A 14,966-nucleotide genomic window follows, 5' to 3' on the forward strand; every position below is an offset into this window, starting at 1 on the left:
CCTATTCGCAATAAACTTTTCCCGCTAGTCCCACAGCAGGTACGAGTAAGGATAGCAAGCGATCATGGACACCTCGTGACGACAATATGAACGTAATATGAACTTGAAAAAAAGATCGGCCGGATGCCTATTCCGCCTCCCCTATCGATCCGAAGACGGCTCCGGCGCATCCAGCGGAAGCGTCACCGTAAATGCCGTACCGCTCCCCGGCTCGCTCTCCACTTCGATACTTCCGCGATGCAGCGCCACGATCTGCCGCACGATCGCCAACCCCATGCCGCTGCCTCCGTATTTACGGCTGCGAGAACGATCCGCTTTGAAAAAACGTTCGAATACGCGCTCTTGATCCTCCGTCGCAATTCCGATCCCCTGGTCGGCGATGCGGACGGCAGCGTTCACGACGTCCCGGGAAAGGGTCACCGCGATCTCCCCGTTATCCGGCGAAAACTTGATCGCGTTGCCGATAATATTCGTCCATACCTGCCCCAATTGATCCGGATCGCCGATTATGCGCACAACGGGCAAATCCAATTCAAAACGAATGCCTTTCACGGACCACTGCGGTTGCAGCGCGATAATGATCCTGCGAATCTGCTCGTCCAGTTGCAGCTCGGAGCGATGCAAATGCGGCTTCGATTCCAATAAACTCAGCTTCAGCAAACTATCGCTCATCCGGGACATGCGGTTCGCCTCGGCGGTGATGATATCGAGATACCGGCTGCGCTGATCCTCCGAAAGATTGGACTGCTTGAGCGCCAGCGCATACCCGGAGATCGAGGTAAGCGGCGATTGCACCTCGTGCGACACGTTCGATACGAAGTCGCGCCGCATCTCCTCCGACCGCTGCAAATCGCTCGACATCGCTTCGAAGCTGCGTGCCAACTCGCCCAATTCGCCTTTTTGCCGGATATCCAGCTTCACGTTGAAGTCGCCCGCCGCAATATGCCGCGTTGCTCGCGTAAGCTGCTTGATCGGCCTTACGACAAAAGCCGCCGCTCCCAAAAAGACCAAGCTTCCGGCAATCAGCGCGTACGTCGCGAAATTCAGCAGCCACTTGATGACGAACGGCGCGGAAGCCGATCCGACAGGCTCGATAAACAAGGCTTGAACGCCTTCGTCCGTACGGAACGGCATCCCGATCAATTCGATGGTGATGCCGTTGGTGTTCACCCGGACCGATTCTCCCGCTAACACTCGCCGGACCAGCTCTTCGTCGATTCCGAACTCTTTAAGCGAAGGCTGGCCGTAAGCACGGAACTTGTCCGGCGTTTCGTACATGCGGACGTAGTACGAACCCAACTGATTCATTCCGCTGACGAATTCGTTCGCCTGTTCGGTCGGCATCTCTTCGTACAGGCGTCCGATATCCTGCGCGAACTGGGTCAGCGGAATTTGCAGATTCTCGTTCATCTGATCGCGAAAAGCCCAAGTCGCGATAAAGAACGCCAGCATCGTCCCTCCGATCACCGACACGAGGAAGATCAACACAACCCGCGTGTACAACGAACGAATCATTCGTCGGCCTCCAATCGGTACCCCAGTCCGCGTACCGTCTCGATCGCAAACCCGCCTACATCGGAAAAACGCTCCCGCAGGCGCTTGATATGCACATCCACCGTCCGATTGTCTCCGCCGTAATCCAGTCCCCAGATCCGCTCGATCAACTGCTCCCGCGTGTAGACCTGCCCCGGCGTTCCCGCCAGCGTGTACAGCAGTTCAAACTCCTTGAGCGGCAAGGTAAAAGATTCCGTTCCGACGGTGACTTTATACGTGTTCCGATCAAGCGCCAGACCGCCGATTCGCACCGCTTTGTCCGCACCGATTCGGGATCGTTTGAGCAGCGCGCGAACGCGTACCGTCAGTTCCAACGGATCAAAAGGCTTGGTCAGATAATCGTCTGCGCCCAGCTCGAATCCTTTGACCTTTTCCCAAGTCTCGCCCCGTGCCGTCAGCATCAACAGCGGAAGCTCCGCGCTCCGCCGGCGCAGCTCCCGGCATAAGGCCCAACCATCGATGCCCGGCATCATGATATCCAGCACAACCAGATCGATCGATTGGCTTGCATGCACATCCAGCGCCTCCTGTCCGTCGGAAGCTTCCGCCGTCGCGAACCCGTCATTATGTAAAAACAGGCAGACCAACTCGCGAATATTCGCATCGTCATCGGCCACCAGTATTGTCGGCATGCGTCTCATTCTCCTTGTCATCTCGTTTTGTCGGCCAAACCTCTTCTTTCATTATAGAGCAAAACGGCAGACCCGCGCTTTGTCGGCGTCGACACAAAAAAGCCGATGCCGTTTTGTGACGGCATCGGTTTTTTCGGTATCGGGACGGGGTGCGAAATCCGCTTCCTTCTTAGCTTGCGCGCATGCTCCGGCAGCGGACTGCGCGCGGGTTACACTTGCTCGGCAGTCGGCTTGGGCTTATAGATGGACTCCGCTTCATGCGGCTGCCCGTCTTTTTCCGCCGAAGCCGCCGGATCGGGATCGGCCGGGAAATCGGCGACGGTTCCTTTTCCGCTCAGAACGTGCAGGGCACGTTCGCGATCGAACAAGCCTTCCCAGCGGGCCACGACGAAGGTCGCCACGACATAGCCGATAATATTGATCGTCGTGCGGTAGTTGCCCATGATCCGGTCCGGGGCGAGCATCAACGCCACCGCGGCGACCGGGATCGACCCGGTACTGGCCGCCGTCGCGGACAAAGCGACGAATGCCGAACCCGGAATGCCCGCCATGCCTTTGGAAGTCAGCAGCAGCACACCCAGCAGGATCAACTGCTCGGTCAAGCTCAGGTCCACGCCGGTGGCTTGCGCGAGAAAAACCAGCGCCAGCGCAAGATAGATGGACGCTCCGTCCAGATTGAACGAATAGCCGGTCGGAACGACCAAGCCCACGACCGAACGGTGACAGCCGGCTTTTTCCAGCTTGGTCATGATTTGCGGCATTACGGCTTCTGTCGAACCCGTAGCGAAAGCGAACATGATCTCCTCGCGAACGAGCTTGATCGCTTTCCACAGCCCGATTCCGACGAAGACGCGCATGATGACTTCCAGCACCAGCAGGAACAACAGGCAGGCGACGGTCATGGCCAGGAACAATTTGCCGAAGCCCAACAGCGTCTGCATGCCATACTGGCTGACGGTAAACGCCATAGCGCCGAATGTCGCGATAGCAGTCAGCTTCATGATAAAGCCCATGATTTGGAAGATGACGTGGCTGATATGATCGAACGCTTCGATCAGGAATTCCGACGTTCGCCCGCCGACTTTGACCAGCGCGAAGCCGAACAAGCAGGAGACGAGCAGCACCTGAAGCATCGTGTTGGTCGCGAACGCCGATACGACGCTTTCCGGGATGATATTCATGAAGAAATCGACGCCGTGCGGCAGTTCCGCGTTTTTCGTGACGCTGCCGACCGCATCGGTCGACAGTGTCGCAGGGTCCACTTTCATTCCCGCGCCCGGCTTCATCACGTTGGCGACGACGAGGCCGATGATCAGCGCGATCGTCGTAACGGCTTCGAAATACAGCAGCGCTTTGCCCCCGATCCGGCCGACCGTTTTCATATTGCCGACTTTGGCGATGCCAAGCACCACGACCACGAAAACGAGCGGCGAGATAATCATCTTGATCAGCTTGATGAATCCGTCTCCGAGCGGTTTGAGCGCGATGCCCACCGTCGGCCACAAATAGCCCACCAAGATCCCCAGCACGATCGAAGCGATGATTTGAACGAACAGATTTTTGTACAACGGCTGTTTCGGCTTGGCTGTTTGTTCCATGTTTGTTGTCCCCCTTTTACTAATTTGCATTAAAGCAATAAAGCAAAATCGCATCAGACATGTTTAAGAAAGCGATACGGTGAAGATCGTCGCTTTACGTTCTTCATTCGGAGATGAAAACTGTTTTGATTTTTATTTATGTAAGGTTTTATTACCTTTTTTAGCTTTCTTTATGTTTATCGTCATTATAAAAGAGCAATTCTTTATGTTCATTAGTCAACACGTACAAATCCCTTTTTATTTTTTGGGACCTTTGACTAATAAACAGGATTTTTTTCGATTCTAGCACTTTCTAAAGTGAGCTTTTCTTCCATAGGCAAACAAAAAGAAAAGTCCGCCTGGGCAGACGGACTCGGATACTAATAGTGAAAGCATGGCTTTTTTAAAAGGCGCCGAGCATCAAGCCGATTTTTATTGCGCGGCGGCCGCGGAGTCGTATAGGCTCAGATCCGCATTGTCGATAAAAGGAGTCGGATCCGCGATGCAGAACAGAGTCAAACGGTGCATCGCCCGGGTGCAAGCCGTATAGAACAGCTTGCGCTCGGACTCGCGGTTGTAGGCGTTAGCGGACGCGTCGTAGATCAGTACGGCATCGAACTCGACGCCTTTGGCGAGATAGACGGGGAGGATCAGCGTTCCCTTTTTAAACTCGGGAGTGGTCTTGGTGATCTCTTTCAGGTCTTGGCATCCCAAGGCGGCGAGCTGTTCCAGCGCTTCGCGGGCTTCGGCGGCGGTGCGCGTGACAATGCCGATCGAGTCGAAGCCTTCGGCTTGAAGCTGCTTGAGATGCGCGGCGATAAGTTCGGCTTTTTGCTTGGGAGATTCAGCCCCGATCAGCAGCGGCTTCGCGCCTTCGCGGTCGAAAGGTTCGATATCCGCGGCTTCCGGCAATAGAGCCTTCGTGAACCCCACGATCTCCCGTGTCGAACGGTAACTGCGATTGAGGCGGAATACGCGGGTATCCGCGGCTCCGTACAAGTGAACGAGCGGAGAGTCGGGACCGGATAGCTCCGTGGACTGCGTAAAGATCGCCTGGCTGAAGTCGCCGAGCACGGTCATGCGGGCGCTCGGGAACATCTTTTTGAAAAACGCGTATTGGAACGCGGAATAATCTTGGCCTTCATCCACGAACACCTGCCGGATATCCGAGCTGCTGCGCAGTCCTTCGACCATTTCCTTCAGATACAGATAAGGAGTGGCGTCTTCGCAGTACAGTTCGCCGCGTTCAAGCTTCGCTCGGGTTTGGCGGCCGATCTCGTTCCAGCAAGGCGGCAGTGCGGAGGCTCCGGCTTCACTGGAAACCCGATCGGATTCGGGACTTTGCTCCTGATCAAACAACTGCATGTACAACGCGGTCACGTCGACGAACGTCATTCGCTTCACGCCGCGCTTCAACGGTTCGAACGCTTCTCTCGCCAGATCTTTGCGCAGCCAGGCTTCTTGACGTTCGGAGAAGTCGAAATCGCCTTCGTCCAAACGTCTCGTACCGTTCAATCTCGCTCTGGCCGCCGCATACTGCTCGGAAAATTCGAACACATGCCGCTCCTGATGCAGCTCGCCGTACGCTTCTTCGTACTGCTCGGTATCGATGTAGTTCAACCCTTCATCGACCCACTTTGCATACCGTTCCTCGCGCTCCAGCCGCTTTACTTCAGCCAGCAGCCACTCCTGAAGCTTCGCTAACCGATTGGCCGTGCGCAGCGAAGCATTGTAGCCGTAGAACAGCTCCCGCATCCGCTCGGCACTCACCAGTTCGCGGCCTCGGAAGGTCAGCGCACGGAACTTCATGCCGCCGCGCTCCAAGCCTTCGACGTACCGCTGCATCTCCTGCAAAAAGCCGGAAGACGCTTTATAGCGAATCCCGCTCAGTCGGGCTTCGTAACCGGGATCGGACGATTGCGACAGCACATACTCCATCTGATCGAACGGATCTTCGAGCGCGAACGCCTGCCCCAAGCGGCGCTCCAAATATTCCTGAAACGTGGTCTGCTTCATATTCTCCTCGCCGAGCTCCGGCAGAACCGTGGAGACGTAACCGTTGAACATCGGATTGGGCGAAAAAAGCACCACTTGATCCGCGCGCAGACGATCCCGCTGACTGTAAAGCAGATAAGCGACCCGCTGGAGCGCCGCCGACGTCTTGCCGCTGCCCGCCGCGCCCTGCACGATGACCATCCGGCTTTTATCCTCGCGAATGATCGCATTCTGCTCTTTTTGGATCGTGGCCACGATGCTTTTCATTCGATTGTCCGCCGCGCCGCCGAGCACCTGCTGGAGCAGCTCGTCGCCGATCGTATCGCTCGTATCGAACACGTTCAAAATTTGTCGATCCCGGATCTGATACTGCCGCTTCAGTTCCATCTTGCCGGAGATGCTGCCGTTCGGCGTCTCGTAATCCGCGCGTCCCGGCGAATGATCGTAATACAGGCTGGCAATCGGCGTCCGCCAATCGTAGATCAGGAACTCCAGGCCGTCGTTATCCACGAACGAAGACACTCCGATATAGACCGACTCCGCGAATCCGGTTCCGTCTTCCCGAAAATCGATCCGCCCGAAATACGGAGACTCCGATAATCGTTTCAGCTTATGATATTTCCGCACTTTGTTCTGATGACTTCGCTCGCGCTCCGACAACAACGCTTCCTGCTGCTCGATGCTGTAGACGCTCTCTTCGAAGTCTTCGTTCGTGCTCGTGCTGACGCTGACCTCTTCCCAGAACTTGCGCCGAATATCGACAGCCTGCTCGTTCAGCCCTTCGATCTCCGGTTCGATCTCCCCGATTCTGTCTTCCAGCTTGGCACTGACTTCGCTCAATCGTTCCTGCTCTTGTTCCCACTCTCTGGCTTCGATCATTTCCCCGTCCACTCCCTTATTCGATTTTGGAGAAAAACCGTTTGACAACCCGCCGGAACCCATGCTAGAATTAAAGTATAGATAAGATGTAATAATTATGTCTTCATAAAAGTGTTCACAGCGGTTCTCCCATCGTATCACAGGAAATCGCGATGTTCAATATCTATTTCAACTACGACCCCCCGGCCAAAAGCCGGGGGTTTTTAATTTTATAATGCTTTTAAAACAAGAAAAACCCGTCATCGTTGACGGGCTCAGGCTGCCGAGAAAGTTACGTTTGCGAAGGAAGCGAGAAGACTCCAAAAAAAATTCGTTCAAAACGCTGTCTCACTTGGAAAACTGGAATGAAATTAGTATGGAAGTTTTCCGAGTTCAAAGGCGTCAACATATCGCTGAATGTTACCGCAGGTTTTCTTCGAAACCCTGTATTTCACTGAATTTTTCTCTCCGTCTTCTCGCTTCCAGCTACGTTTGATTTTCTCGACACATTCAGCCCGCCATAATCGACGGGCTTTTCTTTTTTAAGATTTTCTTTTGTAACTTTCTCTTTCTACCCACCCAAAAGAGCGAGAAGTTCGCCCTTAACAGCTACAAGAGAAGCTATCCGAAATTAAAAATCTTCCACTTGAGCGAAGCCCAAGCGGAGGGGGAAATTCAGTTCAATACGCCTTTGAACTCGGAAAACCTCAACTAAAAATTCCAATCCAGTTTTCCGAGTGAGACAGCGTCTTGTAAAGCATTTCGAAGAAATGCACTTCGGAAGCATATGCTGGCAATTTCCCCCGCAGCGCCGCCAAGCTTCACCAACAAATAGATTTTTAATTACTTCTTCTCGCTCAACGCCAGCACGATTTTTCCGCTCTCGTATTTTAACTTCGCGCTATAATCCCCCGACATTCCTACGACTTCGAGCTTATCGAACTTGCCTTCGATCGATCCGCCCGTAATCAGCGTCAGATCGCGTTTCTCGAATTCGTAGCCATCGACGAAGTTCACGCGCAGCGTTCCGCCCGCTTGCAGTTTGCCTGCAACTTCGATGCCGTCGTCCGCTCCGGTTACGCCGATCTCCAGTACGCTATTCGCAGCTTGCGTGAAGTCTCCGCCGATCGTCAGCAGACGCGGGCCTTCGACGCTCTCGATGATCGTGCCGCCGTTTACCACATTGCCCATACCGAACGCCGCTGCCGATTGCGCTTCAAGCGTACCTGCCGCAAGCTCCGTTCCGCCCGTGTAGGTGCTGTTGCCTGCCAGTGCCAGCTTGCCGCTGCCTTGCTTGATCAGCTTGCCCGCGCCCGAGATGTCGTTGCGCCACAGGTCTTCCGCGTTGAATCCGCCTTGAGCCGCATCCATGTTCACCGTTACGTTGCCGCTGAATGCGCCGTAGCCGTTTGCCGCTTCGAACAGGTTCAGGCGTCCCCAGCCTTCCGGATCGTCCAGCAGCGGGTAGCCCGATTCCAGACCTGTCGTTGCCAGCACTTCGCGGCGCTGTTCGTCGCTCAGGTAAGGAAGGCGAGTCTCCAGCAATACTTCCGCATCTTGAGGCACGATCATCGGTTTGGTCGTATCGCCGATTTGCTTGAAGCCGTAGGTCAGGCGCTGCATGTAATCGGCTTTGTTTTGCTCGTAGTCGGCGAAGCGGTCTTCGGCCGTGCCGGTTTCTTTTAACAGGATATCATGCGCTTGATCGTACGCCTGCCGCTTCAGTTCGGCATTGTCCGGATCAGCCAGCGTCGCCGCAGCCAAGGCTGTCGCCAGTACGCGTCCGCCCATAACGTCCAGCGGCGAGTGCATACCGGATACGATCCGGCTGTCGCCCATTTCCGAAGCGCGGGTCAGCAGTTCTTGGTAACGTTCAGGCACGGCATACGCCAGCGACAATGAAGCGAGGTAAGACGCATTCGTGTGGCCGCTCGGGAAACCGCCGTCTTTTTCGGGAGTGGTGCTGATCGCGGGAACCAGCGTCGGAACGACGATCCGGTTATCGTTCGTGCCTTCCTGCATGTTCACCCAACGATACGGACGCATATATTGGAAAAACGTCTTGGACGGGTTCGTGGATGCGTAGTTGCCGCGAACCACGCCGATCAGATCGACCATTTTGCCCAGGGACGATTCGGAATCGCCGCCTTTGTTGGTGCTGTCTTCGTCATCGTATTTTTTCGTCGTTGCATCTGCGGCTACGCCGTCGATCGACGTTGTCGTTTTGCTCAGCTCGCGGTAGACGTCGGTCAGTGCGCCCAATCCTTCGACTGCACTGTAGGTTTGTCCGCGACGGTCAACCAGGTAGGCCAGTTCTTCGTCGGCCGCCGTGCGTGTTGCCGCCAGGTCGACGACGTATTGAATATTATAGTTAAGTACGTCTTCTTGCAGCTTCGTTCCGTTGTTCCACGTGCTGCCCGGCGTCCATAGTTTCAAAAATTCCGACAGCGTGCCGAGCGCGGCGTTGCTTTCGACGCTTTGGTTGTCGCCGCTGTTCGTTTTGTACGAATCGGCGAAATACCCCCAAGCAGGCTGCGACGGAACTTGGATTTCATAAGCATCCGCAGCCGCGATAGCGGGATGCACGACTGCGGTATTGGACAGGATGGCGAAGCCCATTGCGACGACCAGCATTTGTTTTAGGGTTCTTTTTTTCACGGTAAAGTTGCTCCTCTTCGTTTAGGTATTCGCTTGTGCTTTCGATTCGAATCGCAGCAAATGTAGCATCCGGCAGCGATTTTGGGCAATGGAACGATTTCGCCTTTATAGCATTTTGGGAGGTTTTCGGCGGAAATCAGTCGAATTTTATTCATTTAACAATCCCCTTACAAAAATCCCGAACAACTCTGCAACCTTGCCTGTATAATCCCACGCGGGAGGAGAGTGTACGATGAAAAAACGAAATTCCGTCTGGGCCCGTCTGGCCGTATCTTATCTGTCCGTCGTGCTGGTCATCGTCCTCTCGCTATGTTCGGTGTTTTATATCTATTCCTCCAATCGATACATGTCGGAATTGCAGGATCGCAATCAAGCTACCCTCGCGAACACGGCAAAAACGATCGATTCCGAAGTGTTCCAGCGGGTGCAGCAAGTCGTTCTCGGGCTTGCGCTGGACCGGACGTCGGATCTGCGGCAGTTCCAGGGCGACTCGTGGAAAAATCATCCGTCCCGCCTGTTGGAGCTGCAGCAATTGCTGAAGTCCGAGGTGTCTGCCCAGCCTGATCTGATCGAAGCGATTCATCTTTATGACCCGCAAAGCGGCGCGATGCTGTCTTCGCTGCACGGACTGGTTGACCGGAATCATCGCGAACGCAGTATGCCGCAGCAGGCCGACTGGATCGAAAGCATGTCGATATCGGAAGCCAGCGGAATGTGGACCGGCTCTCGCGTCGTTCCTGAGGATGCGTTTTCGGAATTTCCGGACAGCGGCGGGCAAAAGCTGATGACGTACGCGCACAGCTATCCTTTTCAATCTTCCGGCGCGGATAGCGATCTGATCGTGGCCGTGGATGTCAAAGAAAAAGCCGTACAAACGATTATCCGCAACATGATGCCTTTTCAATATGAAGAAACGTGGTCGCTGGGCGCTTCGGGAGAGCCGGCAATCGGGACGGAAAGCTCGGCGGATAGGCGTCAGCAAGCCGGACAAGCCGAAGTCTCAGCCGGAATGCCGATCGACAGCGATGCGTATACGATATTTCATGAGCCGCTGCCAACAACGGGATGGACGCTTTACAGCGCAACGCCGCATAGCTTTTTCCAAGAACAATCGCTGGCCGTGCAACGGCTTGTGCTGGCGATCTCCGCGGTGGCTTTGCTGATCGGGCTGCTGCTGTCCGGGATGATGACCAAGCTGATCTACAGTCCGCTCAAACGCCTCGTCGCCAATATTCGCCAGCTGACCGGACAGTCCGATACGGAGGCGAACGAATACGGGATGATCAACACGGCCGTGCATCATCTGAACGAAAAGGTCAGCACGTTGGAAGAGAACCTTCGAGCCACCGGACCGATCGTGAAGCGCAATATGATCTTGCGGCTGCTTCAAGGCGAACAGACGGAACAATCGATTAAGGAACGGACGCTGGTCGAACAACTATTCGGCGAAGCCGACGGATTCCGTTGTTTGCTGCTGCATGTCCATAGAAGACCGGGAGCTCGCGAAAAGTTGGAACACGGGGCGGCGACCACTCGCGCAGACATTGCCTTAATGCTGGAACGCATGCGGCTGCCCGGAATTTTGATCGTGGCGGAAGAGCTTCCGGACAAGAAGATTGCGGCTATTCTGGCCCGAACGGAAGTTCAAACTCCGGACGACGCCTTTGCGAAAACGGCAACCTGCGACGAAGACCGGATGCGTACCTTGGCCGATCATATGCTGAACGCCTGCAAAGAGTTTCCGGACGTAGGCGTTCAGCTTAGCTGGGGACGCGAAGTGATAAAGCCGGATGAGCTGCATGCGAGCCGAAGCGAGGCGGAGAGCCGGATCAAATATGCGTATTTCCTGCCTGAACGGCCTTTGCTGCATGAAGCTTCTTTGGCGGAGCGCGAGGACAGCCTAGACGAGATTCCGCAGCCGATCCTTGCACGCTTCCGGGAAAAACTGCCGGGGCGCCAATTCGACGAGATTGCCGAAGCGGTCGACAAGTTAATCGAAGCGATGCGGGAAGGCAGCTATCCGGCGGACTACTGTCACTTTATTTTGTCGAACACCGTCTTCGCTTTTTCCGATTATTTGAAAAGCATTCGCTACAAGCAGCCGGGCGGCGGTCATCCGGACTTGCATCGGCAGTATATTGCGCTCTCGCATATCGATGAATTCCGGGCATGGCTGCTGGATTCGGTACGGACGTTTTTAGCCGAGACGGAAAAACGCAGCAGCGAACGGGCGACGGATACGCTGGAATCGGCCCAGCAGTATATCGACGCGCATCTGCCTGACGATCTGTCGCTCGAAGCGGTATCCTCGAACGTGTTTATCAGCGCGAAATATTTGAGCCGATTGTTCAAGGAACAGCTGGGCGTAACGTATACCGAATACGTGACGAAAAGACGGATGGAAACGGCCAAAGAGCTGATCGAACGCGGCGGAGCGACGATCGAGCAGGTTGCCGGAGCGGTCGGTTACAGCACCACGGCGTATTTTATCAAGAAATTCAAAGAAGCTTACGGCTGTACGCCCGGCAATTATTTGCGGGAAAGTCGGAAGCAGGCGTAGCCGGAGTGACGGGATGGGTCGGATCGCTGCGGAGTACGGGAATCGGTTGAATAAAAGGGGGATAACGATGAACAGGACGCTGCTGCGACGATTGGCGGTTTATATCACGACAGTCTTTGTCTTGGCTGTGCTGGTCGGCTGCGCAAGAATTGCAGACGGATCGAAAGAACAATCGGCTGCTCAGGAAGACTCCCCGAAGTTCAACATTTCCTGGACGATGCATCAAAATCTCCCCGTCCCCCAGGATGCGGAGATGATTCGTTATGTGGAGCAAAAATACGACGTCGATCTGGACATCTGGAATCTGGAAAACAACCGTTACGAGTCGCTGCTGGACCTGAAGCTGGCACAAGAAGGCGCGCCGGATCTGCTGCGCATTCGTCAACCGCAGGATTTGCTCAAAGTTCAGCAGCAAGGGCTGCTCGCCGAGATCCCCGAGGAGACGCTGGAGCGCTATGCGCCCAATCTGATGGCTGCCATTCGCAAATATGCGCCGGATTATGCGGATCAGGGTCGGATCGACGGCAGCATTTACGGCATTCCGGTCGTCAATCCGACGAATGCTTACCGGATTCCGGTCGTGTATCGGCAGGATTGGCTGGATAAGCTTGGGCTGGACGTGCCGGATACGCTGGAGGAATTCGAGCAAGTCATCTACGCGTTCGCGAACGAAGACCCTGACCGAAACGGAATTAAGGATACATACGGGCTGTCGCTGGAAGGCATGAACGCGGTGTTCGGCGCTTTCGGGCAGGTCGTGTTTGCGGATCAGCTTTATTTTAGCGACAAGCATGGGCAGTTGGTCATTGGGGCGCTGGAGCCGGAAATGAAGGAAGCGCTGGTCTATCTGCGGAAATGGTACGCGGACGGCGTGATCGATCCCGAGTTTATTACCGGAGAAAATAAAGGCGGATATAAGCATCTTTCGCATTCTTTCATCAACGGGCGAATCGGCATGACCTCGATGGGCAATTATTACCATTGGATCGATGACGGGGATTACCGGGCGTGGACGGTGGATGCTCGCGGGGCAAGCGTGGAAACTCCGGTAAAAGCGACTTACAACGTCAAGGAACTGCAAGCGAAAAACCCGGATGCCCGCGTATCGTTCGGCCGACCGTTCAGCGGCCCGGACGGCAAACGCGGCTCCAAAGCCTACGATATGCTGATGAGCTTTACGGCTATTGGAGCAAATGCGACGAAGGAACCCGGCAAAATGGAGAAAATTTTGCAAATTCTCGACGATGTCAGCGCCAACCCGGATGAAGCCGAGCGGGCAACGCTGAAAAACGGCATTATCGGCAAGCATTGGAACTGGGCGGGGCCGACACGGGAAGATGTGGTAACGCTGCCGCCTTACGACAAGTACGCCAACTACCTGAATACGATCGGCGCGAATATCGGGATGACCGTTCCCTATCCGCCGACCGAGCGCCGCGAGCAATGGGCCGCGACGCTTCATTTGGATCAGGACGGGATTTATAATGCGCTGGAAGTCTCCACGCCGTCGCTTGTGCGCAATAGCGAAGAGCTGATCGCGCTGCGCAACCGGGCGTATATTTCGTTTATTACCGGGGAACGTCCGCTTGCGGAGTTCGATGACTTCGTGCAGGAATTTTTGGATGCGGGTGGGGCCGAGGTGTTGGCGGAAGCGAACGAGGCCAACACCTTGTCGGAGTAAAAGATGCGGTTACGCTTGAAGTCGGATCACACCCTACAGCCGCTGCACGTGCGTATCCTTGAAGCCTGAAGCGTATTTGAGGCCGTAGCCCATCATCCGGTCCAGTCCGATATGCGCCGTCCAGATCAAGCCGATCATGGTCAGCCATGCGGCCGGGAAGATCAGGCCGGCCAGCAGGAGCAGCAAAGGCACGGTATAGGTGTGAGCCGCGTTGTAGACGTAGGCGCCAATCTTATTGCCGGACGCGTAGCCGATCATGGACAAGTCCGGAGCGAACAACAGCAGGACAAAAGGAAGCCAGCCATAGCCGTTCATGAAATAAAGCGCGGCGGAGGCGGCAACGACGAACAGGCCTTCTGCGCGGATCAGGTTTTGGTTCATGGGATTAGTCTCCTTTGTCGGAAGATCGGGATTGAATGCCTTCGAGAATCCAGCCGATGCTTTGCGAGATCTGTTCGTAGGAAAAAGGTTGTTCGCTGAGCAGCGTCGGCGCTTGCAGGGTGAGCCCGTCAAATACGGCTTGGATCAGTGAAGCGAGAAGTTCTTTTTCGTGCGCTTCGATCGGCAGTTCCAATCGGTCGATGACCTGGACGATGCCGGCTTTCATTTCTTTGTAGATGCCCAGCAGTTCGGCGGCCAGCTTCTCGTTACTCACGCTCTCCGACCACAGGCTGACCAGCAGCATGAACCATTCCGGGTTGGATTTGCGGAATTCGGCGACGTGGCGGAGTCCTTGCTCAAGCATATCCTGCGGAGACGCCTGGGTATCGATCTGCGCGAAAGCGGCTTTCATTCCGCGGTTGATCATCCATTCGCGGACGACTTCGACGAGCAGCGTTTCTTTGGTTCCGAAGTGGTAGCCGATCAGGCCCTGGGCGACTCCGGCTTTGGCGGCGATGTCTTTCATGGAGGCTTTGGCGTAGCCGACTTGGCCGAACAGGGTGAAGGCCGATTGCATGATGGCGAGTTTACGTTCGTCTTCTTTTGGCATAATGTGCTCCTTTTGAAAGTCCTATTCGTTTGAAAGGCGGGGCGCTGCGGGAGAAATTCGTTCAAGACGCTGTCTCACCCGGAAAGTTGAATTGGATTTGAATAAGGAATTTTCCGAGTTCAAAGGCCAACATAGCGTTATATGTTACCGCAGGTTTTCTTCGAAATCCTGTATTTCACTGAATTTCTCCCTCCGCTTGCTTCGCCGTTTCAAAAATAGGATTTTAAAATTTTTGGGGCTAGGGAAACAAGTTCCTATTTAATCTGGTTTGGATTTTTTCTTGGATTGGTTAGGTAAAAGAATGTGTTCTTTCGACTCTACAATATTCGGCTTCAATCTTCCTGCTTCTCTGTTCGATCTCAAACCAAACCGAAAACTGTTTGATCGAACAGTCAGTTTGTGTGTTTAATATAAAACTGTTCGATTGAACATTCAAGAAGTTTTTTGCCTGTTAATGGTG

9 protein-coding genes are annotated in these 14,966 nt (G+C 54.7%); 2 read left to right on the forward strand and 7 right to left on the reverse strand.

The window, feature by feature from the left end; genetic code table 11:
• Positions 1–141: 141 nt before the first annotated feature.
• The 5 genes from HRQ63_RS19340 to HRQ63_RS19360 form a co-directional block, all read right to left on the reverse strand.
• Positions 142–1,515 carry a sensor histidine kinase gene (locus HRQ63_RS19340; RefSeq protein ID WP_172246807.1) on the reverse strand — a complete coding sequence of 458 codons (1,374 nt, stop codon included), beginning with the start codon at positions 1,513–1,515 and terminating at the stop codon, positions 142–144.
• On the reverse strand, positions 1,512–2,186 hold the full coding sequence (locus HRQ63_RS19345; protein WP_172246808.1) for a response regulator transcription factor: 675 nt from the start codon (positions 2,184–2,186) through the stop codon (positions 1,512–1,514). Before HRQ63_RS19345 ends, HRQ63_RS19340 begins: the two co-directional genes overlap by 4 nt.
• A gap of 209 nt (positions 2,187–2,395) precedes the next feature.
• Positions 2,396–3,784, reverse strand: a complete 1,389-nt coding sequence (gene dctA, locus HRQ63_RS19350) for a C4-dicarboxylate transporter DctA (RefSeq protein ID WP_172246809.1) — start codon at positions 3,782–3,784, stop codon at positions 2,396–2,398.
• A 411-nt stretch (positions 3,785–4,195) separates the two neighbouring features.
• Positions 4,196–6,637, reverse strand: coding sequence for an RNA polymerase recycling motor HelD (gene helD / locus HRQ63_RS19355; RefSeq protein WP_172246810.1), 2,442 nt, complete (start codon positions 6,635–6,637; stop codon positions 4,196–4,198).
• A gap of 822 nt (positions 6,638–7,459) precedes the next feature.
• Positions 7,460–9,235: an acid phosphatase gene (locus HRQ63_RS19360; protein WP_229714316.1), complete on the reverse strand. Its 1,776-nt coding sequence runs from the start codon at positions 9,233–9,235 to the stop codon at positions 7,460–7,462.
• 271 nt (positions 9,236–9,506) lie between these two features.
• Between HRQ63_RS19360 and HRQ63_RS19365 the strand changes: the two genes are divergently transcribed.
• A complete protein-coding gene (locus tag HRQ63_RS19365; RefSeq protein ID WP_172246811.1) occupies positions 9,507–11,834 on the forward strand; it encodes a helix-turn-helix transcriptional regulator in 2,328 nt (775 codons plus the stop codon).
• 67 nt (positions 11,835–11,901) lie between these two features.
• Positions 11,902–13,515, forward strand: a complete 1,614-nt coding sequence (locus HRQ63_RS19370) for an extracellular solute-binding protein (RefSeq protein ID WP_172246812.1) — start codon at positions 11,902–11,904, stop codon at positions 13,513–13,515.
• A gap of 33 nt (positions 13,516–13,548) precedes the next feature.
• On the opposite strand, the gene HRQ63_RS19375 is transcribed toward HRQ63_RS19370, so the two are convergent.
• Together HRQ63_RS19375 and HRQ63_RS19380 are read right to left on the reverse strand one after the other, a co-directional pair.
• Positions 13,549–13,896, reverse strand: coding sequence for a DUF4260 domain-containing protein (locus HRQ63_RS19375; protein WP_172246813.1), 348 nt, complete (start codon positions 13,894–13,896; stop codon positions 13,549–13,551).
• Positions 13,897–13,900: 4 nt separating this feature from the next.
• On the reverse strand, positions 13,901–14,506 hold the full coding sequence (locus tag HRQ63_RS19380) for a TetR/AcrR family transcriptional regulator (protein WP_172246814.1): 606 nt from the start codon (positions 14,504–14,506) through the stop codon (positions 13,901–13,903).
• Positions 14,507–14,966 lie beyond the last annotated feature (460 nt).

Source organism: Saccharibacillus endophyticus, from assembly GCF_013185185.1.
In the GTDB taxonomy this organism is placed as follows: domain Bacteria; phylum Bacillota; class Bacilli; order Paenibacillales; family Paenibacillaceae; genus Saccharibacillus; species Saccharibacillus endophyticus.